Origin of the sequence: Undibacterium sp. Jales W-56 (genome assembly GCF_025548535.1) — a bacterium.
Taxonomy (GTDB): Bacteria; Pseudomonadota; Gammaproteobacteria; order Burkholderiales; family Burkholderiaceae_D; genus Undibacterium.
The window spans coordinates 37,723-60,491 of record NZ_JAJLQW010000003.1; the positions used below are offsets into that span (position 1 = coordinate 37,723).

Here is a 22,769-nt window from a genome sequence, read left to right on the forward strand (position 1 = left end):
TGCGGCTTTCAGGGGCATTTCGGGCCAACAGGCGCACCCGGCTTGCGGGTTGGTTTTTAGGTGGCTTCTAAAAACCCTTTAATCGAAATGCAGCGCCAGGCACAAATCTGACCCGACCTGTCGCTTGCACTGCTCCGAACTATTTGTGCTGGCGGAGCCGGTATGGCGGTGCAACACTGGGATCCGTACGCACGATGGCGATGGCTTGCTGGACGTAGGGCAAAGCGCGGATAAGCGATTCCAATTGCGTTCCGGCGGACGGTTCGCTGACGCAGCCTTCAATGTAGACCACCCGCCCCTGAACCGTGACCCAAAGCGTACTTGCGGCAAACGCGTCAGTTCGTTCGAACGCTTGCCTGATGCCGACAGCAATGTCTGGATCGTATAAATAGGCTTTTGGTCTATCGCACTCGCGGGCGAGCCAGCAGCTGGCGCCTTTCTCAGCCCGGTGATGGGCTTGCTCCAGACGACTCCGCTCATCCACGAACGGTCCGGCGGGCTCGGGGCAAGCTGGATCGGCGTTCGTCACCTGAAAGAAAGGATCGTTGAACCAGTTCTGAAATTCTTGCGCCCTGCCAGCGCTTGGCGCCAAGACCGTGGTCAACAACGCGACGATGCAGAAAATGGTGCGCATTTATAAGGTATTCGCTCAGTTGATTTTAGAACATGTGAAAGCCATTCAGATAGTAAATCCAAAACCGGAAAATGGTCAGTTCTTGCACTTTCTCACAATACAATAAATATCATGACGTGATATATTGTGGCGCTGACACAGTCGTACTCAAATCAATCCATCAAGCGTCAATCCCATGAAACGATCCGCTCAGGAGCCACTAAAAAAAACCGATTTCGAAGCACTCTCCGAATTTCGATTCCAGATACGGCGATTCGAGCGTTTTTCGGAAGATATTGTCCAGGCGCAGGGCATTACGTCGCTTCAATATCTTTTGCTGTTGCACATCAAAGGCTATCCAGGTCGCAGCTACGCCACCGTCAGCGAACTGGCCGAACGTCTGCAGGCAAAGCCGCATGGAGTGGTCGCCTTGGTTTCGCGCTGCGAGGCGCGTGGCCTGGTACAACGACATCAAAGCGCTACCGACAGGCGCGTTGTTGAGGTACACCTGCTCAAGGAAGGCGAGCGACTGCTGACTCATCTGGCCCATCTGCATCGCGCCGAACTGAGATCGTTGAGCGGCGTTTTTTCAATCCCGTCAATCGAGTATTCAACATAATTCTGCCGATCTAAAGAACCCGCAATGGCACAACTGAATTCGCTCGGCAAAACGATCCGACCAAAGCATGAGGATGCATGAGAAGAATATTGCATTGGCTGCAAAGCTTTATACCCGTCCCGACGACAGTTAATCAGCTTGAGCGTGTACGGGCCTGTAGCGGAGCGCTGGTCGGCATTCTGCTGACCGGCCTTACGACGCGCTGGATATTGGGCGAATCAGTCTCCTGGCCGCTATTGGTTGCGCCCATGGGTGCATCAGCGGTACTGTTATTCGCCTTGCCTTCAAGCCCTCTGGCGCAACCCTGGTCCATTATAGGTGGCAATTTTATTTCCGCTGCCGCCGGAGTCACCTGCGCAATGTGGATACCGGATCCGATATTGGCGGCCTCGCTGGCGATCGCGTTGGCGATCGCCGCCATGTTCACCCTGCGTTGCGTGCATCCACCTAGCGGCGCAGTCGCACTCACTGCCGTGTTGGGTGGTCCGGCGATTCATGCGCAGGGATATCATTTTTTATTGGCGCCGATAGGCATCAACTCGCTGCTGCTACTCGGTGTTGCCCTGCTATTCAACAACCTCACGCGACATCGATATCCGCATAGCAATCATCCGGTGCGCGAAAACACCCATCAAACTGCGGATGCGCCGCCGTGGGACCGCTTAGGATTTACGCCCGCCGACTTAGAATATGTGGTGCAGCATCACAATGAAATTCTGGATATCAGCCGCGATGATCTGGAATCGCTGTTGCTGCAGACTGAAATGCATGCCTACCGCCGCCGGCTTGGTGAAATTACCTGCGGCGATATCATGTCGCGCGACGTCGTGACAGTCGAGTTCGGCACCGGCTTACAAGAAGGCTGGGAATTGATCCACCGCCACAAGGTCAAAGCGTTGCCGGTAATTGATCGTTGCCGGCGGGTCATCGGCATCGTCACGCTGCTCGACTTTATGCGCCATGAGGATCTTGATGCGTACGACAATTTTGCTTTCAAGCTGCGTCAGTTCCTGCGTCCGTTGATGCGCAGCCATTCCGACAAGCCGGAAGTGATCGGCCAAATCATGTCGCGCAAAGTGCATACGGCAACAGACAGCATGCACATCGTCGAGCTTGTTCCCTTGCTATCCGAATTTGGCCACCACCACATTCCGATTGTCGATCACGAACGGCGGCTGGTGGGCATCATCAGCAATTCGGATTTGGTGGCGGGGTTATATCGTGGACGTCTTGCCGATATACAAAATATTAAATAGACGAGTCAATCTTTTCCGCCGCAGTCGTCTTGCGCCGTTTCAGCGTTCCAAATGGTATTTTCCGGAACCGTTCATGCTGATGCTCCTCGGCAAACAGAGTGAAAGAGGGCTTGACCAAATCACTGCGGCTGACGATGCCGATCAGACGTCGCGACTGCGGATCCGTTACCACTGGCAAACGCTCCATTCCATGTACCGCTAGCCGGGTCGAGATGGTGCGGCAGGTTTCTTCAGGCAACGCCATAATTGGTACATTGGCACCGAATAAATCGGCGACGCGTCTGTCCGACGCACTGGCCTGCCCGGTAAGCAGAATTTCACGATCTACCATGCCGACAAAACAGCCGTCCCGCACCACGGGGAAAGCCCTGTGCACCTGCAGTTGTCCGAAGTGCGTATGCAATGCCTCATCTATTAGGGTATCGCTTTCTATCGTCTGCATTTTGCGCGTCATTACCTCTGCAACATTCTGACGTTCCAGCGGATCGATTCCATATTCACGATAAATGTGATGCCCCCGTCTGGCAATTTTTTCGGTAAGAATGGAACGCGGCATGGTCAGCACAGTAAAACCGTAGGCCACCGCAGATGCTGCCAGCAACGGAAGTAATGCGTTGATATCATGCGTCAGCTCAAACGCAAATATCACGGACATGACCGGAGCACGCATCATGCCACCCAAAGTCGCCGCCATGAACACCAGCGGCCACAAGGCAGGCTGGGCACCGGGCAAGTACGGCCCGATCACCACGCCAAGCCCGGCACCCATCATCAAGAGCGGAGCCAGTACACCGCCTGAAGTACCTGAGCCGAGTGCAATGACCCACATCAAGGCCTTGCAAGTCAGGAGCGTAATCACGACCCCGAGAGCCAGATGGTTTTGCAGCAAATCACCGATCACGTCATAACCGACGCCCAGTGCGCGCGGCTGCAGATAGCCGCCGATCCCGACCGCCAGTCCACCCAAGGCGGGCCACCACATCCAGTGGATCGGCAACTTGCCGAACAAATCTTCGACTTTGTATAGAGAGCTGGACAATATCCACGATAAGGCGCCGCAAGCCAGTCCGGCGATTACGCAGGAGACAAGATCGACCAGCACGACCGGTGCAGTCTGCAATGGAAACAAGGCTCCGGCATCGAGGAAAAACGGGCGGGCGAATCCCGCCATCGCACAGGCGATGGCGACCGGCAGCAAGCTGCGCGGACGCAATTCGAATAGCAATAACTCGACGGCTAGCATGACCGCGGCAATCGGTGTACCGAAAACTGCCGTCATTCCCGCCACGGCACCCGCCACCAATAAGGTTTTTCGCTCTGCGCCGGTAATATGGAAATATTGTCCGATCAGCGATCCCAGTGCACCGCCCGTCATAATGATGGGACCCTCCGCGCCAAACGGACCGCCGCTGCCGATGGCAATGCCAGACGACAGTGGCTTCAAAATCGCTACTTTCGGCGACATCTTGCTGTTGCCGAACAAGATCGCCTCGATCGCCTCAGGGATGCCGTGCCCCCGTATTTTTTCCGAACCGAAGCGTGCTATCAAACCGATGATCAAACCGCCGAGCGCCGGAACCGCGATGACCCAGGCTCCTAGCGTGTTGCTTGCCGGAGAACGGCTGAGATCGGAAATGCTTTGGAAGAAAAACAGGTTGGTGAAAAAACTAATCAAATGCAGCAAGATGTAGGCAGCGATCGTGCTGAGCAAACCTATAACTGCCGCAATCGCAGCGATGCGTAGCAGCCTGGAATCGGTTGCAAAGTCGCGTCTTGCGTCGTGTCGGGTATTGTCCTTGTTCACATTTATCTCTAGAAGTTAATCAATAGCATCGGGGAAACAGCGTTAAGGAAATGACGCTCGTCGTGTTCTCCCGGCATTTTTTTCAGAAGTGCGGATTCACTACGGCCGGTTAGGGTCGGCCATCTCGTACCGCCCGGTTTGCGGCTGCTCAGTTCTCCAAAGACAGCATAGTTTCGATCCAGGCAACGCTTGATGTGCGGTCACATAAAACAATAATATATCACATTGTGATGTATTATTGAGCAGGCGATTCTGCGTAAAATTCTTGGCTTGAGGTAGTCCACTCAACAGTAATCGAGGGACTATGAATGTGCGTTGCAACCTCAAAAGAGGTATTTTTAAGGAAAGACGCAATCATGAGATCGCTTCTTTTCTGCAGTAATAAATGATTTTTGACAGACAAGGGCCGCAAAATACGCAGCATTCGCAAAGTCAAGTATTTTCTTGACATATCATTTTTAAGGCGTTTACAATCCGCCCGTCGAGTTAAATAGGAGTTCAATCTTGGACTGTAGTATTTGTAGTTTTCAACCTACCAGTGGATGGGTTCTCAGCCCGGCATTATCCGCAAGCGCCAAGTAGATTCTCTCTGCTATAGCTTGCATAGTGCAGGCTATAGTTGTCTGGCAGTTCTTTCGCCATCTCATCAATACCCCATTCGAAATACCCTTTACAAGGCATAGTCATATTCTGCGACTTTGCTTTGACAAACCTGTGCCCGCATAAAGAAATTCTTTTATGCGTGATTTGATTGCGAAAATTGATCGCAATGGCTTGATGCGTCTGTGCTCAGGCGTAATGGAAAAAGTAGCGCTTAAATGGTGCTACTCTCATCACATTTAACTAAAAAATTTAGCATGAAAAAAATCATTTCTACTTTTGTAAAACCAGCCTTTCCGCATCTCTCGACAGTCTTGTCGATGATGGCTGGAAGCAGCATATTATTGGCTATGCACGCCAGCGCAGACGATCAGGTAAGCGTGAATAAGGGTGTCTCGGCAGCCCAATCTGTTGAACAGATTACCCCGGATAATGAATCGTGGGCCTGGTCGGCGCAATTAACGAATATCACGCAAGGGCATTCTAAATTTGCCTCGCCCTATGCCGGAGCGAATAGCCTGATCGCGAACGGCCGCACCGAAGAAACGACAGACATTACCTTATTTGCCGGTGTGCGCTTATGGCGCGGTGCAGAATTTTGGCTGAACCCGGAAATTGATCAGGGCTTCGGCTTGAGCAACACGCTTGGTGTCGCAGGCTACCCTAGCGGAGGCGCGTATAAGCTAGGTCAGAATAAACCGTATATTCGTTTGCCCCGCGCATTTATTCGTCAGACTTTGTCATTAGGTGGCACCGATGAAGCAGTGCCGTCGGGCGTGAACCAATTGAGCGGTACCCGGACGCAAAATAATGTCGTGTTAACGGTCGGCAGATATGCGGTGGTTGATATTTTTGATACCAACACTTACGCACATGATCCGCGCGCAGATTTTTTAAATTGGTCAATCATAGAATCTGGAGCGTTTGACTATGCGGCCGATGTCTGGGGCTATACCAATGGGGCAACGATAGAATGGAATCAGGATAACTGGAGCTTGCGCGGCGCGGTGTTTCAATTATCGCCGGAGCCGAATAGCAAAATTGCAGGCATCCACACAAGCCAGTACTCGGTCATAGCTGAATTTGAACGACGCCATGAATGGCAGAATCATCCGGGAAAAATCAAATTACTGGGTTTCGTTAACCGCGCCAAAATGAGCCGCTATAAAGATGCGGTGCAATTGGGCATCGCAAGCAATGCTATCCCGGATGCATCTCTGACTCGCCGCTTCGGATCAAACACGGGCTTCGCTTTCAATGCAGAACAAGAAATAACCTCGGATGTCGGCGCATTTGCTCGGTTCAGCATGAATGCTGGCGACAAAGAGGCGTATGAGTTCACGGACATTAATCGATCTCTGGCAATGGGCTTATCCATAAAAGGCGACCGCTGGAATCGTCACGACGATACCGTCGGCATTGCGTTTGCCGTCAATGGTTTATCTAGCGATGCAAAAAGATATTTTAAGGCGGGAGGCCTGGGCGTCTTGATCGGCGATGGCGACTTGAACTATGGCAATGAGAAAATATTTGAATCCTATTATTCATTCAAATTACATCCGCATGTTTCATTGAGCGTCGACTACCAGCGCGTGACAAACCCTGCCTACAACAAAGACCGCGGTCCGGTTTCTTTGTTTGGATTGCGCCTGCACGCAGATATGTGAAACAGACACATTCATTGGAAGTACGCTGTGCATATTGCACAGCTTTTGATCAACGCACCGGGAGCCATCATGGCTGAAGACAATAGTTGTAGCCCTTCAACACCTATTTTATTTGTTGAAATTGAATCCGGATACTGCGTTATTCCATCTTGTTGACACCCTGATCCGGCGATCTCGACATGATGATAAGCAGCAGCTCCGGAAATTAGATCCATCATTAGGCAATACGGAGTAAGACATCATGCATTTCGCTTTTCTCATATCAGATATTAAAGATTTTCATCCTCAATTTGATCTCAATCAAGTTGAGCCAGCGACCAAGGCCTTGCCCGTGGTTACGGCCCTATGCAAGCGTATCTTCGCGCACATTGCAGCCACACTCTTCAGCCATTAATATTTTTTACGCAGTATGGAAATGTCTCGCGTTAGTATCAAAATCGATAGCCAAGCCAAAAGGAGAAAGTAATCGGCAAGTCATAATTACTGCATATCCTGCCTTACCAATCTTAGATGCAGATACACGGCATGTGTAAATGCGTGATCAGTATTGATACATACAATAACGTGAGTCAATCACCATTAATATAATGGTTGCACATGGTAATTATCCCGCTGAGTTTTTGCGCGTCATCTCTTTGAAGCAAAATATTTCTTACCTCAACAATTTGATTTTTACTCGGAATTATTTCGGTGGGGCTTTTGCACATCCAGTCGATTAATATTTTCGCAAGTTTTTCAGTGTTTAAGCTGGAGACTTCCTTGCGTGTTGGAACGTAACATTTAAAATCTTTATTGCTCGTTCTTTTTAACCATTTTTCTGCAGCACGTATATTTGAACTTGGAACTCCAAAACGATCTTCGTCCATTTAGGTATATCTTTCAAAAAATTATTAAGCTAATTGTGCAACCAACAAAATTTACGTCTTTATTGTCAAAATGGTCTACGGAATTTCTGCTTTTGAAAAAAAGCTATTCGTTTATTTTCGTCTGGCCGATGATAAGTTTAATCTTGATTTCGATTATTTGGGCATTAACGAATTCTCAAATTTCGCAAGACAGTAAACAACTTCATACTGACGCCCTTAAAGATGTTGCTTCATTATCGCGTGCCTATTCCCAATATCTCAATCGCACTTTTGAGCAAATCGATCAGATTAGCATGCACGTCAAGTACGACTGGGAAAACTCGAATAAGAGTTTTAGCCTTGAGAAATTAAGGAGTCAAGGTCTATTCACGGCATCTCAATTTGCTCTTGTTGCCATTTTAGACAAATCAGGAAGACCAAATACCTCAACGATACCGATGGAGAAATGGCAAGACACCACGTTGCGCGGTCAATTTTATTACCATAAAAATAATAATTCCAGCGCTATGCAAATCAGTCTTCCCGCAGTGATTAACAGCTCGGGCAAACCCGTGATTCATTTCACGCGCCGTTTAGATAATCGAGATGAGTCGTTTGCCGGCATCGTTGTGATTTCTATCTCACCTGATTACTTTTCTTCTTTTTACGATTTCCAAAGTCTGGGTTCAAACGGACTATTGGCAATTCTTGGCACTGACGGAAAAATTGGTGCATCCAGGATAGGAAATAAAATTCCTTTCGGACTGGCTCAGGCGGTCAATCAGGAGCTTTCCTTCAAAACTTTTGAGGGGTCGCAGTTTTTTGAAAACAAAGAGATGTTCAACGATCAGGAAGCGCGGTTTTTAGGTTGGCAAAAGCTGGGCTCATATCCTTTCTATGCCGTTGTCGGCTTATCTGAAACCGAATTGATGAAGTCCCATTTTGATATTTTCAGAAAACACAGGATTTCCGCGATTGAGGGCAGCGTCTTTCTCCTGTTGTTCGGACTTGTGTCGACAACGATGGCAATCCGGCTCGCCTGGCGCAAGCACGAAGCAAGCGGCGTTAGCGACACCTACCGTCTAGCGACAGAAGGAACCGATGAAGGTTTTTATATTTTGAATGCCATCAGAGACGTGCGGGGAAAGATCATTGATTTCCAGTTTGCCGATTGCAACGCGCGGGGCGCTAATTTTTTTGGATTGAACCGGGAAGAACTCATCGGCGTGAATATGTCGTCCTTACAAGGGGAGGGCTATTTCAATACCTTATTGGAAATCTATTCCAAGGCAATGGAAACAGGTTTTTATGAAGATGAATATGAGCTGTCGGATGCCAGCCCTATGAAGATGGCCTGGGCACGCCGTCGTCTAGCCCGTTCAGGGTCGGGGCTCGCCGTCACCATCAAAGATATCAGCGCAAAGAAAGAAGCGGAAAAAAAACTGTCTTTGCTGGTAAATCAAGACAGCCTGACCGGTTTATATAATCGAAACTGGTTTTTAAGCTATCTTCCCAAGGCGATCCAGCGCGCTAAATCCAAGCAGTCAATGATGGCACTTTTGTTCATCGATTTAGATGGTTTTAAAAACGTTAATGACACCCAAGGGCATGCCGCCGGAGATCATCTTTTAAAATCGGTTGCGTCCCGATTGCAGTCGGTAGTAAGGCCTAGCGATAATGTGGTCAGACTGGGTGGCGATGAGTTTGTGGTGGCCTTAGAACCGGTTGAACGGGAAAATAAACCGGCTAGAGTAGCCGAAAGAATTGCTGAAGCTTTTCAGCAGCCATTCTGGTGGGACGGGCAAAAACATCTGGTCGGCGCATCCATCGGCATCAGCCTTTATCCCAATGATGGAGAAGATACCGAAACTTTGCTGAAAAATGCAGACATCGCGATGTACTCAGTCAAAGCGACTGGAAAAGGCAACTACAATTTTTATAAACCCGAACTTTATACCAAGATCAAAGCACGCTTCGAAATGGAACAAGCCTTTGTTCAATCTTTGGAGCTGGATCATTTCGTTTTACACTATCAGCCGAGAGTGAATGCTATTTCGGGAGAACTCACCAGCATGGAAGCATTAGTGCGCTGGATGCATCCGACTCGAGGAATGGTTTCTCCCGTTGAATTTATTCCCATCGCCGAAGAAACCGGACTGATTTTAAAGCTGGGTGAAATGGTCATGGACAAGGCGTGCGCGCAAATTGCTCAATGGAAGTCGCAGAATCTGCCGCCTATTCCGGTGTCAATCAATGTATCTGCAAAACAGTTTCATGCCGGCGGATTACAAAAACGACTCGTACATTATTTGGAAAAATATAATTTGAGCGCGAATCTTCTCGAAGTCGAAATTACTGAGTCGGCAATGATGGGGGAAGATAAAAATATTATGTCGGAACTGGTCGCTATCCGGTCGCTTGGAATCCAGCTGCTGGTGGATGATTTTGGAACCGGCTATTCGTCACTTTCTCAGTTGCAGCGGCTGGACATGGATGTCCTGAAAATAGACCGGGTATTTACCAGCGAATTAACCCAATCGAGCGAGGGCGGGATTTTTTTTAAGGCCATCGTATCGATGGCGCATGCTTTAAATATGACGGTTGTTGCAGAGGGAGTGGAAACCAGAGAACAACTCCATACTTTACGCGAGTTGTCATGCGATGAACTTCAAGGATACCTGATCTCCCGGCCATTGCCGGCAGAGCTTATTCCTGAACTGATACAAAAGAAATTTCTCATATAGTAAGCCGGATACCCGGTATGATTTTTCCAAAGAGAATTTTTACCGGATTTTTACGCGGCCTCTCAGACTCAAAAACTGCCTGATAACAGGACGCCTGCGCTCCAGTCCGGGCTATTTTGATTGGTGCCTTTTAAGGCGAATATACGCAGGCTGCCGGATCCACCGAATCTATACGAAGTCGCCAGTTCTACCGTCTGGTAATAAGAGGTACCTGATCCCGATGGCTGCGCCACATTAAGACTAAGCGAGGCACTGTTTTTGGATGTCAGTTCGGTAGAAAGCGCCAGATAACCGGACCAAACGTTTTTAAAATGAATGTCTTCAACGATGTCGTTAACTTTTATCCGTCCTGGATTGCCCAGCACGGAATATTTTGCGCCGCCACTGATTAATGCGGTTTCCAGAGGATAGCTGGCGGAAAATCCGATGGCATAATCATTTTTTCCGGTGCCTAGTCCCTTCGAACTATCTGCTGCCGCGATTTTTATTTCTCCACTGGCATTCACCGCGATTGCGGTTGCGGGATCGGTAAATATCTCTTTATTGGCTGATAAGATGATATCCCCTGCACCAGAAGTGGAAACCACCCGCGGTGTGACAGTGACGCGTTTCTTCACTCTCGCTATGATGGTTCCGGCAGGCGCAGTTCGCTCTAAGTGAGCCGTACTCAGCTGAAAATCGATGTCGAATGCCGTCCAAAATAATGTCAGACTTTTTATATGGGTGGTACTTTCAACCATCTCCCCATATGTTCCCTTGGTATAGACATAGCCAGCTTCAATGCCGATCGGCTCCCTGCCCATACTGACTTTGTCAACCGGTTCAATAATTTTTTCCTCGGATACAGCATGATGCGATACCTGGGCGAATAAAATAAAAATCAAAGAATTCAATAAAAAACTCTTTGTTCGAGTCAGTCTTTGCATATTCTTCATTCTTTTGTGGAAATAGTCTTTTACAAAAGATACATTTTATAACAGATGCGCTAAATATCTTCTTTGGCTGCAACTTACATTTACTTACGTCTGAAACAATTTCGGTGTCCCTATTTGGATGGCGGTACGCGTTATCTGGGTACAAGCGTTTAACACGCCTTCAAATGGAGAAAAACATGGAACAGACTCAAACATCAAACCGCATTCACCCCTTGGTTGCCGGTGCTGCTGGATCAGTGATTCTGGTCAGTTTATTGGGGGTCGCGGCAATCACTGGCTTGCTGCCAAACTCACATGGATCAGCCGCACCTGCTTCAGTCGCACCGGTTGCTATGGCGACACAGCAACCGGCCTCGCTGGCGCCTCAGCCTATGGCTCCTCAGTACGAAGCGCAGCGTTACTCGCCACCGACTCACGTCGTACAGCATCATCGTCCTGTGCATTACGCGGCCGTGAATCCCCCAGCGCAACAAGCACGCACAGAATATGCAAATCAGGAATATCAACAACCGGCACCGGTCGCGCGCAATAGTCCCATCGGCATTGGCGTCGGCGCGGTTATCGGCGGTTTGCTGGGTAGTCAGGTAGGCGGTGGTAATGGCCGCACCCTGGCAACGATCGTTGGTGCAGCGGGCGGCGGCTACGTGGGCAACGAGATTGCGAAAAGAAATCCTTAATTGACATCGTCTGCTCACCGGATATCAGTGGGCAGACGATAAAGGTAGTCAGCAGTACCCAACCGACATAAAAGCGCTGCCGGAGGCACATCCGGCAGCGCTTTTATTTATTTTGGCAGTACACGGTATCGATCCCATTGTTTACGCCACTCCGATCCAAATATCGTGTTTGACCCGCTTATCACAGCACATTTTCCAGGCAGAAAAAATAAGCCGCATCGAACAACATTCCATTTATTTCTCAAAAATCTGAATCCGAACTCGATTGATTAACGTATAGCTATAACGTGTGAACAATAATATATTATTCATACACTCTAAATCGAAGCTAACTTCTTATGAACAGAATCGAGACTTAAAATCGGTTGAAAATGACTCTGGCATTACTCTTGCTAGCCGTACCGTGCGTATTGTCGTCGCGTCTCATCAAAGGAACGTTGCGATAGTCTCTTAGCTTGACTCTATTTCAAAAAAACTGCGCTCGCTGTCAATCACTGGTAATAAAGGATTTCCCGATGAGTACCGATGCAAATAAAAATTTCACTCCTTTTCGATTAAAGAGGATGCCGATGGCACTCGCCATTCTTTCAGCATTAGCGCAGCCTGCCTGGAGCGCTGAGGTAGCAGAGCCGGTAGAGGCGGTCATCATCCTGGGCTCGCGTAATAGCCAGATCGGCATCGCGGATGCCGCCAGTGCCGGAGTAGTCACCCAGCAGCAATTAGAGGCGCGCACGGTGTATCGTCCAGGCGAGTTACTGGAAGCCACACCGGGACTGATCGTTAGTCAGCATAGCGGTGAGGGCAAAGCCAATCAGTTTTATCTGCGCGGCATCAATTTGGATCACGGTACTGATTTACGTACGACGATTGACGGTATGCTGGTGAATCAACGCACGCATGCGCACGGTCAGGGTTGGACCGACGTGAATTTTTTAATTCCCGAGCTGGCAACTCGCCTGGAATATAGCAAGGGGCCATTCGAGGCCAAACAGGGAGACTTTGCTTCGGCCGGATCGGTCAACGTCTTGTATGCAAATCGCCTGACTCAGGGAATTGTCAGCGCCGGCATCGGGCAGAATGGCTACGTTCGCACCTTGCTCGCTGACTCTCCTAAGCTGGGCAACGGCAATCTGCTCTATGCGCTGGAGTTATTCCATAATGATGGTCCCTTCGTGCATGGCGATGACTACCGGAAAGTCAACGGCGTGTTGCGTTACAGCGAGGGCAACGACACCGACGGCTTCAACCTCAGTTTGATGGCATATAAAGCGCGCTGGAATGCGACCGATCAAATTCCTCAACGGGCGATCGATACAGGCCTGCTGGCGAACCGTTTCGACGCTATCGACCCCACCGATGGCGGTAGCGCGCATCGCTACAGTCTTTCCGGCGCCTGGCAAAAAACTACCGATACGACTGCGACAAAAATCAATGCCTACCTGGTCAGCAGTCAGCTCGATCTGTATTCGAACTTCACCTATTTTTTAGATAATCCAGTAAACGGCGATCAATTTAATCAGCCAGACAAGCGCATCACGACTGCCATCAATGCAAGTCATAGCTGGAAAACGCCGCTGATGGGACGACCATCCGAGAACACCATCGGAATGCAAATTCAGAACGACAATATCCGGAATGGACTGTACTCGACAAAAAGCCGTCAGCGGCTATCGACCACCAGGGCAGATCATATCGTAGAGAGCAGTTTGGGCTTTTACGCAGAAAATGTAACGCAGTGGAATGATAAATTCAGGAGCGTGGCGGGCATCAGGGAAGATTTCTATCGCGATCAAGTCACTAGTAATCTGGCGGAAAATTCCAATACCGTTTCAGCACATGTACCGAGTCCCAAGTTGAGTTTGGTTTTTGGGCCGTGGCAAAAAACGGAATACTACGTCAACCTGGGCCGTGGATTTCATAGCAATGACGCACGCGGAGCAACCATCGCGGTCAATCCTCGCGATCCGGCTGCCAGGGCTACCCGCGAATCGGCGTTGGTATTGTCGCGCGGCCTGGAAGTCGGCGTCAGAACCGAAGCCATTCCCGGCTTGCAAACCAGCTTGTCGTTGTATCGTCTTGACCTCGATTCAGAATTATTATTCCAGGGCGACGCTGGTACAACACAAGATTCCGGACGCCCTAGCCGCCGCATCGGCTTCGAATTTTCCAACTACTACAAACCGGCGAATTGGTTAACCATCGATGCCGATCTTGCTTTTGCACAGGCGCGATATCGAAATTTCGATCCTGTAGGTGCGCATATTCCCGGTGCCATTGAGGGTGTTGCTTCACTGGCTCTGGCCATCGATCATCTGGGCCGGTATTTTGGCGGCCTGCAATTACGTTACTTCGGACCTCGTCCTTTAATCGAAGATAATTCGGTACGATCCAACAGCACGATCACTCTGAATGGCCGCATCGGCTATAAAATCAATCCTGCCATGCGAGTGGAACTTGAGGGATACAACCTGAGCAACCGCAAGGATGCGGCTATCGATTATGCGTATGTATCGCGACTGCCGGGCGAGCCTGCGGACGGCGTCTTTGACAAGCATTTTCATCCTATCGAGTCACGTTCGTTCCGGATCAATCTGATCGCCAATTTTTAAGTGGCATATTGATTCCGGCATGAATAGCCTTGGCCCACGCTGCCTGATTTTTTAGAGCCTTTGGGTAAAAAGAACGGGTACGCAGCATGTGATAAGTTTGTAGCTACCAGACATTTCCCGTGTCATCATGAGACATCTATTTTAACTATTTTGCCAAGGTGAGACATGCGACGTTTAACAATTTCTGTTGATGAGGCACTGGCAGATGCGTTTGACCAACTGGTCGAGCGCAAGGGCTATTTAAACCGCTCAGAAGCATTTCGCGATCTGGTCCGTAAAGAATTGGGCGAGGCGGAACTCAGTCCGGGCAAAGGAAAATGGTGTGTCGCGACGGTCAGTTATGTCTACGATCACCACGAACGCCAGCTATCCAACCGGCTGACCCAAATGCAGCATGAGCATCACGATATCGCGGTGGCGTCCCAGCATATTCATCTCGACCACGACAATTGTCTTGAGACTGTCATTTTGAAAGGGAAAATTGCGGAGGTGCGCGCCTGTGCCGATGCCATTATTTCCCAGACCGGGGTCCGCTACGGCAACGTGCATCTGGTGCCGGTAGAAATCAAAAAAGAAAAATATATTCAGATTGGCCATACCCACGTCCATCCGCATCGGTAATTTATTTAACCGTTAGGATGGACTGGAGATTTTCTTCAGGCCAACTACAAGCCTGACTGCCTGCGGCGCAACAGCAGATAGACCGCAGGCACCACGAACATGGACAGCAAAGGCGCCGTAATCATACCGCCGACCATCGGTGCGGCGATGCGCTTCATCACTTCCGAACCGGTACCCGCGCCATACATGATGGGCACCAGACCGGCAATGATGACGGCCACGGTCATGGCTTTTGGCCGGACCCTTAAGACAGCCCCCTCGCGTATCGCCTCCAGCAAATCCTGTTCCGTGTTTTTCCCGGCTTTAAGGCGGTCTTCCCATGCGTGTTTCAGGTATAGCAGCATGATGACGCCAAATTCGGCAGACACACCCGCAAGTGCAATGAAACCCACACCGCTGGCGACCGACAGGTGATGGCCGAGCGCCCACAGCAGCCAGATACCGCCAGCCAAGGCAAAGGGCAAGGTCGCCATGATCAATATGGCTTCATCGATGCGCTTAAAGGTCAGGTAGAGCAAGACAAAGATGATGAGCAAGGTCGCCGGCACCACGACTTTCAGCTTGGCGCTGGCGCGCTCCAGGTATTCGAACTGGCCGGACCAGGCAAGCGAATAACCTGCCGGTAATTTCACTTCCCTGGCGACGACCTGCTGCATCTCATGTACCGCTGAACTCAGATCGCGGTCGCGAATATCGACATATACCCAACCTGACAGACGCGCATTCTCACTCTTCAACATAGGTGGGCCGTCATTGATGCGGATACCGGCGACATCACCCAGACGGATTTGTGCGCCACGTTCCGTCAATACCGGCAACTGGCGCAATTTTTCAACTGAATCGCGCAGCTCTCTCGGGTACCGTACATTGATCGGGAAGCGCTGCAAGCCTTCCACTGTTTCACCGATATTGTCGCCGCCTATGGCTGCCGAGACGATGCTTTGTACATCGGCGATATTCAGGCCATACCTGGCCGCAGCGTCGCGCTGAATATCCACGTCGATATAGCGCCCGCCATTGAGCCGCTCTGCCAGTGCCGACGATACGCCCGGCACGTTCTTGACGACCCGCTCAATTGCACCTGTGATGCGGTCAATTTCCTTCAGACTGGGGCCGGCCACCTTGATGCCCACCGGGCTCTTGATCCCGGTTGCCAGCATGTCGATCCGGTTCCTGATCGGCGGCACCCAGATATTCGATAAGCCGGGCACCTGAACGATGCGGTCCAGCTCCTCTATCATTTTGTCGGTAGTCATACCTGCGCGCCATTGCTCACGCGGTTTAAACTGGATCGTGGTTTCAAACATTTCCAGAGGCGCCGGATCAGTCGCCGATTCGGCACGACCCGCTTTACCGAAGACGCTTTGCACCTCCGGCACAGTCTTGATCAGGCGATCGGTTTGCTGCAACAATTCGGCCACCTTACCCGCAGCGATCCCTGGCAGCGCCGACGGCATATACAGCAAATCACCTTCATCAAGCGGCGGCATAAATTCAGCACCGAGGCGCGATATCGGCCATACCGAGACGACAGCGATCAAGGCTGCCAGCACCAGTGTGCCTTTGGGGAAGCGTAATACCAGATCAAGCAAAGGACGATACAAGGCAATCAAAAAGCGGTTCAAGGGATTCTTGTGTTCATCCGGAATCTTGCCGCGTATCAGATAACCCATCAGCACTGGAATCAGGGTCACCGCCAGGCCGGCCGCCGCTGCCATGGCATACGTCTTGGTAAACGCCAGCGGTGCAAATAATCGGCCTTCCTGCGCTTCCAGCGTAAAGACCGGAATAAAGGATAAAACGATGATCAGCAACGAGAAGAACAGGGCAGGCCCGACTTCTGCCGCAGCATCGCCAATCACCTGCCAGTGGGTTGCGCCGTCCAGCCGCTCGCCCGGATGAGCGTGCCTCCAGGCTTCCATATGCTTGTGCGCATTTTCTATCATCACGACCGCCGCATCGACCATCGCACCGACGGCAATCGCAATGCCGCCCAGCGACATGATATTGGCACCGATTCCGCCCTGCCCCTGGTAATGCATGACGGTAAAAGCCATCAGGATACCGATCGGTAAGGTGATGATGGCGACCAGGGCTGAGCGTAAATGAAACAAAAAAATCGCGCATACCACGGCGACGGCAATGAATTCCTCGATCAATTTTTCTTGCAGGTTCTTGACTGCACGCTTGATCAGGTTCGAGCGGTCGTAAGTCGTGACGATCTCGACTCCGGGCGGCAGGCCGTTTTTGAGTTTTTCCAATTTGGCTGTGACTGCAGCGATGGTCTCCAGCGCATTTTTACCGGAGCGCATCACGATCACGCCGCCGGCAACTTCTCCCTCGCCATTCAGGTCGGCAATACCGCGCCGCATTTCGGGACCGGTCTGGACGCGCGCGACATCCCCTAGCCGCACCGATACGCCGGCATCGGTGCTCGTCAATGGGATCTTGCGGAAATCGTCGAGCGACTTCAGGTACCCAGAGGCGCGCACCATGTATTCCGCTTCACCCAATTCGAGTACCGAGCCGCCGGTTTCCTGATTCGCTTTTTGCACCGCCTCGATGATTTTCCCATGCGGGATGTTATAGGCGCGCATTTTGTCTGGATCGAGCTGAATCTGGTACTGGCGCACCATGCCGCCGATGCTGGCGACCTCGGCAACATCGGGCACCGATTTCAGTTCGTATTTCAGGAACCAATCCTGATAGGCGCGCAACTGGGATAAATCCATCTTGCCGCTGCGATCCACCAGCGCATATTCATACACCCATCCGACGCCCGTGGCGTCAGGACCGAGCGAGGCTTTGGCTTGCGGCGGCAGCCGCGACTGCACTTGGTTTAAGTATTCCAAAACGCGCGAACGCGCCCAATACAGATCAGTACCGTCCTCAAACAAGACATACACGAAGGAGTCGCCGAAGAAAGAATAGCCGCGTACCGTCTTCGCGCCGGGCACCGAGAGCATGGTGGTGGTCAGGGGATAAGTAATCTGGTTTTCGACGATCTGCGGCGCCTGGCCCGGGTAGCTGGTACGTATGATGACCTGCACATCCGACAAATCGGGAATCGCGTCCAGCGGCGTGCGGGCCAGGGACCAGATTCCCCAGGCGCTCATCATGAAGCTTGCCAGCAGCACCAGCAGGCGGTTCGCAATCGACCAGCGTATCAGCCGGGCCATCATTTCTTTGCTCCTGCGGGCAGCGCGGATGTCTTTGCTACCCCGGTGCCGGCGAGCGGTGAGATCGAGGTAAGCTGGTAGCTACCGTCCTTGGATTGGCGGAAATCGAATATCACCATATCGCCGACTTCGACATTACGCGGCAAGCCGCCGAGCGGCAGTTTGAATGCCATGGTCATCGCTCCCCACTGCAGCGAGGCGATCGGACCGTGCGACAGCGTTATGTCCTCCTGTTCGATTTTTTCGACCTTGCCGCTAGCGTGATGTGTCATTCCGCCAGCCTGGTCGGCGCCAGCGGCAGGGGTGTCGTCCATCCGGGTCGCAGTCGCTTTCAGGCTGGCTTCTGAGTCAATCAGGAATTGACCGGAAATCACCACTTTCTGACCAGCTTGCAGTCCCTTGCGGATTTCGGTTTGACCGTTGCTCTCGGTGCCAGTCTCGACCTCCACAGGCAGGAAGTGTCCTGCGCTTTGCGCCACCATCACCACCGTGCGGGTGCCGGTCTGAATCACGGCTTCGCTCGGCACCAGCAAGATGTCCGGGCGCGCATCGGTGCTGAAATTCAAGGTGGCAAACATGCCCGGCACCAGTTGACCGGCAGGATTGGCCAGCTCGATCCGCGCTCTCAGCGTACGGGTCGTCATGTCGACCTGCGGCAGGATGGCGTTGATCTTGCCCTTGAATACCGTGCCAGGCAAAGACGGGCTGCGTGCCTCGACCGCATTCCCTATGCGCAGCTGAGCCGCCAGATTTTCTGGAATATCGGCATTCACCCAGATACGGCTCAAGCCGTTGATACGAAACATCGGAGCACCGGCGAGCAGGCTCATGCCTTCGCGCACCGCCAGCTCGGCAACCACGCCGCCAGCCGGTGCGTTAATCGTGATACGCGGATGCAGCTTGCCGCTGCTTTCCACCGCAGCGATTTGCGCATCCGTCATACCGGCCAGCCGCATGCGCTGTCTGGCACCGTCGAGCAAGCGATCGATACCGCTTGCCTGCATACGTTTGACGGTCAGGAATTCCTCTTGCGCAGCCACCCACTCCGGCACATACAGCTCGGCCAGGGCTTGTCCTTTGTTGACCCGATCCAGCGCTGCGCGGACATAGAGTTTTTCGACGAAAGCATTGCTGCGCGCCTGCACCAGCACCAGGTCGCGTTCATCGTAGGCGACGCTGCCCACTGCCGCCACCGCGGCGACAAGCTGGCCGCGGATCACCTCTGCGGTGCGTATGCCGAGGTTCTGTTGCACCCGGGGACTGATACTGACCGCACCCTGATCGGCACCGTCCGCATAGACCGGCACCAGTTGCATATCCATGAAAGGCGACTTGCCCGGCTTGTCGAACTTTTGCGCCGGGACCATAGGGTCATGCCAGTACAGCACCTTCCTGTCGTCTCCTGCACCTGCTGCGGCCTGAGCGCTGGCATCTTTGACGCCGCTGCCCTGCATTCCCTGGCTGATACCGAGCCGGTAAAGTCCGTAGCCGCTGATCCCGACTAATCCGGCCACGGCGATGGCAAGAATAATGTGTTGATTTTTCATGGCATGTCCTGGTGGGCGGAGTGAGTAGCCAGCCTGCCAGCCCCGTCATCCGGAATTAAGAAGTTAAGTTGCGCCCATAAGCGGGCCGTATCGGCTTGCAGTTGCAGGGTTTGCAAACGCAGCTCTATCTCATTGCGACGGGCGCTCAGCAAATCCGTCAGACTGGATTTGCCGCCGCGATAGGCGCCCAGGCTGGCCTGAGTGCGCTCCATTGCGAAGGGAATCAATTCACGTTCGTAGCGGGCGATGCGTTCCAGACCATTCTGCCATTCCTCCATCATCACGCGGGTTTCGGCGATATGCGCTCTCAAGGCATCGTCGCGCTCCGCTTTGGCTTGTTCTGCGGTGGCCAACCTGGCGGAGAGTTCGCGCTCCTGGCGATTCTTTTGATCCCATTGGAACGGCAACGACAGTCCTATCGATAGCATGTTGGAATAAGCGGGACCGCGCTGCTGATAACTGAGCTCCAGCGTCCAGTCGGATTTTTTGTTGGCATCGGCGAGTTTGACATCGGCTTCTGCCATCTCGGCTTGTCTGCTCAATGCCTCAATCTGCGGATGATGAACTAGCGATGCATCCAGTGCGGTCGAATCCAGACGGACGCCATCCATGCGCGGGGGCTCCGCCAGCGGCAGCTCCGCCACGTCGCCGCTCCAGCGCGCCAGCATGGTTTTCGCACTACGGACTTTGCGCTGCATATCGCTGTTGCGGTCGTCCACCATCGCTAAGACACTGCGTGCCGCGAAGATGTCGGCCTGACTGCCGCGACCGGCGCGGTAGCTGCCTTCAGCGGCTTCTATTTCCAGTCTGGCCTGGAGCGCCTGTTCCGCTATGACCGCCGCCATGCGCTCTGCATACAGGCGGGCTAACCAGGCAATGGCTGTGTCACGCTGAATCGCCGCAATGACGACGGCTTTTTCTGCCAGCGATTTATCGGCGGCACGGTCGTAGCGTTCGGCGCGCAACCGACGTTTATCGCCTCTGGTAAATTCTTGCATGATGCCGATCCGGCGCATGGTCATGAAATCACTGGTGAGACTACCGCGATCCGGGCCATTGACAGGTAAATTGTCGATCCCCAGTTTGAGTACGGGATCAGGCAACTGTCCTGCCGCGATGGCCATCTCGCGCGACGCGATTATCGACAGGTCCTGGGCATGCAATTGGCGCGAGCGTGCCACGGCCAGTCGCTGCGCCTCAGCCAAAGTCAGCGGCTTATCTGCTGCCTGCGCATTGAAAAAATGAGTGCCGACGACACTCGCAACGACTGCCGTGCCGACACAATTCATAATAGGGTGAGAAATAAGGCGAGAAATAAGGTAAATACAGCGGCGCGCAGCGATGGACGCGTTGAATGAGAAGAACATAGAACCTCCGGATAACAAGAAACGGCATCGTCGCCTGCAAGGCGCGACGGTGACAAGCAGGTCATCAGAAGCTTAAATACGGAAACAACAGTGGCGGATTGCGATCGGAGGCGAAGTGGTACGCGTCAATGACAGCGCCCGGTCTTGCAGCGATTCAGTCAAATTGGCTGGCTCAATGAGGTCGATCGTCAGCGATATGCCGGCACTGATAAAAGGCGGTACATCGGGCCATTGAGGCTGGTCGGGCGACTGCTTGCTCAAAGGATCGTGCGCATGGGTGTGACAGAGTGCCGGTTGCGCCATATCCTTGGCGGCGCAATCGACCATCGCCATCATGCTGGTGCTGGCGGATGCGCTGGATGCATCGGCTAATTCATGCTTGACACCGGCCATTCCAGGACAGACGTAGGACGCCAGCGCAAACTGCATGAATAACATGCTGACGAGTGCGAGGCATACAGCGATCAATCTGGATCGGCGCTTGAGTTTCACCACAATATGTCTATTTTTTGGCTATGAGTTCAATCAACAGGACTTACGCACAATAACGCAAAGCCTTGGCGCACGGCTGCAAACAATCTAAAAAATGGATCTTGCTCAATATGTTTGCATCGAGGCGCTTGGTTTTATTGCTTGACGTAAGCCTGAATTAAAACACAGATTGGCCTACGCGGCTTGTTCATCCGGTGATTTGGGCACAGTTAAACCTTCTGCAATCGCCACCCGCAGAAAAGCGTCTTCCAGTATGACTCTGGCATGCCCGGCAGCATGCTGCAGATCCAGGTGAAGTGCCGCATCGTCGGGACCGCGGTTCGCACATTCGGCGCTGTAGCGTTCAAAGGCGCTCATACTCAAGAGCAACTCGACCAGATGGCGCGGACATTCGCAATACACCGTGTTGGATGCGTTGGTCAGCGCAATCAGTTCTTGTTCGGCGAAACGCGGCGGCGCTGGATTACCCGCCAAAGATACAGGGATCGAGGCCGCCAGCTTCGACTCAATCGAAGGAATGCGCAGCAGTGCACGGCACAGGGCTTCGGTTTCAACCGAATCCGAGGGCGCCCGGGCAACTTCATAGCCAGCCAGACGCAAGCGCCGTATCACCGCGCTGGGCGCAAATCGATACAGGACGATGACCTGGGTCGCGCCACAGGCATTTTTGACACTGGCAATCGCCTCCTGCGATGCCTCGTTCAGAATCGGAAATTCAGTCACCAGAATATCCGCATCGACCCGCCGCGCCGGGTTGGTCGCATCGGTCAGATTCACGTAACGCTCCACTACGATCAGGGCGCTGTCATGCAAGGTATTCTCAAACTGGCGCGAGGACAACAAAGGGCCGACCAGCACAACGCGCGAGGCGCGGGCCGCGACCACACTGGCATCACGCGGCGCTTCCAGCGTTTTAGTGGCGCTGCGCATCGCAATCAGGGCATCGGTTGACATGGTGGCGATGGAACCGATCGGATGCCCCATATCGACCAATTGCTTGATCAAGGCTAAACGCCGTATCTCGGCAGAGGAATACAGACGCTGTCCGCTTGAGCTCATGCTCGGCCCGACGACTTTGTAGCGCCGTTCCCAGACCCTTAAAGTCTCTACCGGTACGCCTGCGAGCCGGGCGGCGACACCGCTGCGGTAAGTTGGTGTATGCGGGTCACTTGCAAGATTTGTCGTGGACATCAT

Annotated in this window: 17 protein-coding genes; 8 read left to right on the forward strand and 9 right to left on the reverse strand. The window is 52.3% G+C overall.

The window, feature by feature from the left end; all coding sequences use genetic code 11:
• Positions 1-139: 139 nt before the first annotated feature.
• Complete coding sequence (locus tag LPB67_RS09415; protein WP_262836885.1) at positions 140-604, reverse strand: BON domain-containing protein; 465 nt, start codon at positions 602-604, stop codon at positions 140-142.
• 205 nt (positions 605-809) lie between these two features.
• On the opposite strand from LPB67_RS09415, the gene LPB67_RS09420 reads away from it, so the two are divergent.
• Together LPB67_RS09420 and LPB67_RS09425 are read left to right on the forward strand one after the other, a co-directional pair.
• Positions 810-1,232, forward strand: coding sequence for a MarR family winged helix-turn-helix transcriptional regulator (locus LPB67_RS09420; RefSeq protein WP_262836886.1), 423 nt, complete (start codon positions 810-812; stop codon positions 1,230-1,232).
• Between the two features lie 77 nt (positions 1,233-1,309).
• Complete coding sequence (locus tag LPB67_RS09425; RefSeq protein WP_262836887.1) at positions 1,310-2,488, forward strand: HPP family protein; 1,179 nt, start codon at positions 1,310-1,312, stop codon at positions 2,486-2,488.
• On the opposite strand, the gene LPB67_RS09430 is transcribed toward LPB67_RS09425, so the two are convergent.
• Positions 2,481-4,292 (reverse strand): chloride channel protein, encoded by a 1,812-nt coding sequence (locus tag LPB67_RS09430; protein ID WP_262836888.1) that lies wholly within the window; start codon positions 4,290-4,292, stop codon positions 2,481-2,483. The genes LPB67_RS09425 and LPB67_RS09430 overlap by 8 nt on opposite strands.
• An 857-nt stretch (positions 4,293-5,149) precedes the next feature.
• On the opposite strand from LPB67_RS09430, the gene LPB67_RS09435 reads away from it, so the two are divergent.
• Together LPB67_RS09435 and LPB67_RS09440 are read left to right on the forward strand one after the other, a co-directional pair.
• The gene (locus LPB67_RS09435) at positions 5,150-6,559 is read left to right on the forward strand and encodes a carbohydrate porin (protein ID WP_262836889.1); all 1,410 of its coding nucleotides are present in this window, start codon (positions 5,150-5,152) and stop codon (positions 6,557-6,559) included.
• 241 nt (positions 6,560-6,800) lie between these two features.
• Complete coding sequence (locus LPB67_RS09440; RefSeq protein ID WP_262836890.1) at positions 6,801-6,953, forward strand: hypothetical protein; 153 nt, start codon at positions 6,801-6,803, stop codon at positions 6,951-6,953.
• A 175-nt stretch (positions 6,954-7,128) separates the two neighbouring features.
• Here LPB67_RS09440 and LPB67_RS09445 read toward each other — a convergent pair whose 3' ends face one another.
• Positions 7,129-7,425, reverse strand: coding sequence for a hypothetical protein (locus LPB67_RS09445; protein ID WP_262836891.1), 297 nt, complete (start codon positions 7,423-7,425; stop codon positions 7,129-7,131).
• A gap of 35 nt (positions 7,426-7,460) precedes the next feature.
• On the opposite strand from LPB67_RS09445, the gene LPB67_RS09450 reads away from it, so the two are divergent.
• On the forward strand, positions 7,461-10,148 hold the full coding sequence (locus LPB67_RS09450; RefSeq protein WP_262836892.1) for an EAL domain-containing protein: 2,688 nt from the start codon (positions 7,461-7,463) through the stop codon (positions 10,146-10,148).
• Between the two features lie 68 nt (positions 10,149-10,216).
• On the opposite strand, the gene LPB67_RS09455 is transcribed toward LPB67_RS09450, so the two are convergent.
• The gene (locus LPB67_RS09455) at positions 10,217-11,074 is read right to left on the reverse strand and encodes a hypothetical protein (protein WP_262836893.1); all 858 of its coding nucleotides are present in this window, start codon (positions 11,072-11,074) and stop codon (positions 10,217-10,219) included.
• A 185-nt stretch (positions 11,075-11,259) separates the two neighbouring features.
• Here LPB67_RS09455 and LPB67_RS09460 point away from each other — a divergent pair, with 185 nt between their 5' ends.
• From LPB67_RS09460 to nikR, 3 genes are all read left to right on the forward strand, one after another.
• Positions 11,260-11,760, forward strand: a complete 501-nt coding sequence (locus LPB67_RS09460; RefSeq protein WP_262836894.1) for a glycine zipper 2TM domain-containing protein — start codon at positions 11,260-11,262, stop codon at positions 11,758-11,760.
• A gap of 569 nt (positions 11,761-12,329) precedes the next feature.
• Positions 12,330-14,369, forward strand: coding sequence for a TonB-dependent receptor (locus LPB67_RS09465; protein WP_262836895.1), 2,040 nt, complete (start codon positions 12,330-12,332; stop codon positions 14,367-14,369).
• 165 nt (positions 14,370-14,534) lie between these two features.
• Positions 14,535-14,990: a nickel-responsive transcriptional regulator NikR gene (gene nikR, locus LPB67_RS09470; protein ID WP_262836896.1), complete on the forward strand. Its 456-nt coding sequence runs from the start codon at positions 14,535-14,537 to the stop codon at positions 14,988-14,990.
• Positions 14,991-15,034: 44 nt separating this feature from the next.
• Here nikR and LPB67_RS09475 read toward each other — a convergent pair whose 3' ends face one another.
• From LPB67_RS09475 to LPB67_RS09495, 5 genes are all read right to left on the reverse strand, one after another.
• Entirely contained in the window at positions 15,035-18,172 is a 3,138-nt protein-coding gene (locus LPB67_RS09475; protein WP_262836897.1) for an efflux RND transporter permease subunit, read from the reverse strand.
• Positions 18,169-19,716: an efflux RND transporter periplasmic adaptor subunit gene (locus tag LPB67_RS09480; RefSeq protein WP_262836898.1), complete on the reverse strand. Its 1,548-nt coding sequence runs from the start codon at positions 19,714-19,716 to the stop codon at positions 18,169-18,171. Before LPB67_RS09480 ends, LPB67_RS09475 begins: the two co-directional genes overlap by 4 nt.
• Positions 19,713-21,005, reverse strand: coding sequence for a TolC family protein (locus LPB67_RS09485; protein WP_262836899.1), 1,293 nt, complete (start codon positions 21,003-21,005; stop codon positions 19,713-19,715). Before LPB67_RS09485 ends, LPB67_RS09480 begins: the two co-directional genes overlap by 4 nt.
• Positions 21,006-21,155: 150 nt before the next feature.
• Entirely contained in the window at positions 21,156-21,521 is a 366-nt protein-coding gene (locus tag LPB67_RS09490) for a hypothetical protein (protein ID WP_262836901.1), read from the reverse strand.
• Positions 21,522-21,749: 228 nt separating this feature from the next.
• Positions 21,750-22,766 carry a MerR family transcriptional regulator gene (locus LPB67_RS09495; protein WP_262836903.1) on the reverse strand — a complete coding sequence of 339 codons (1,017 nt, stop codon included), beginning with the start codon at positions 22,764-22,766 and terminating at the stop codon, positions 21,750-21,752.
• Positions 22,767-22,769 lie beyond the last annotated feature (3 nt).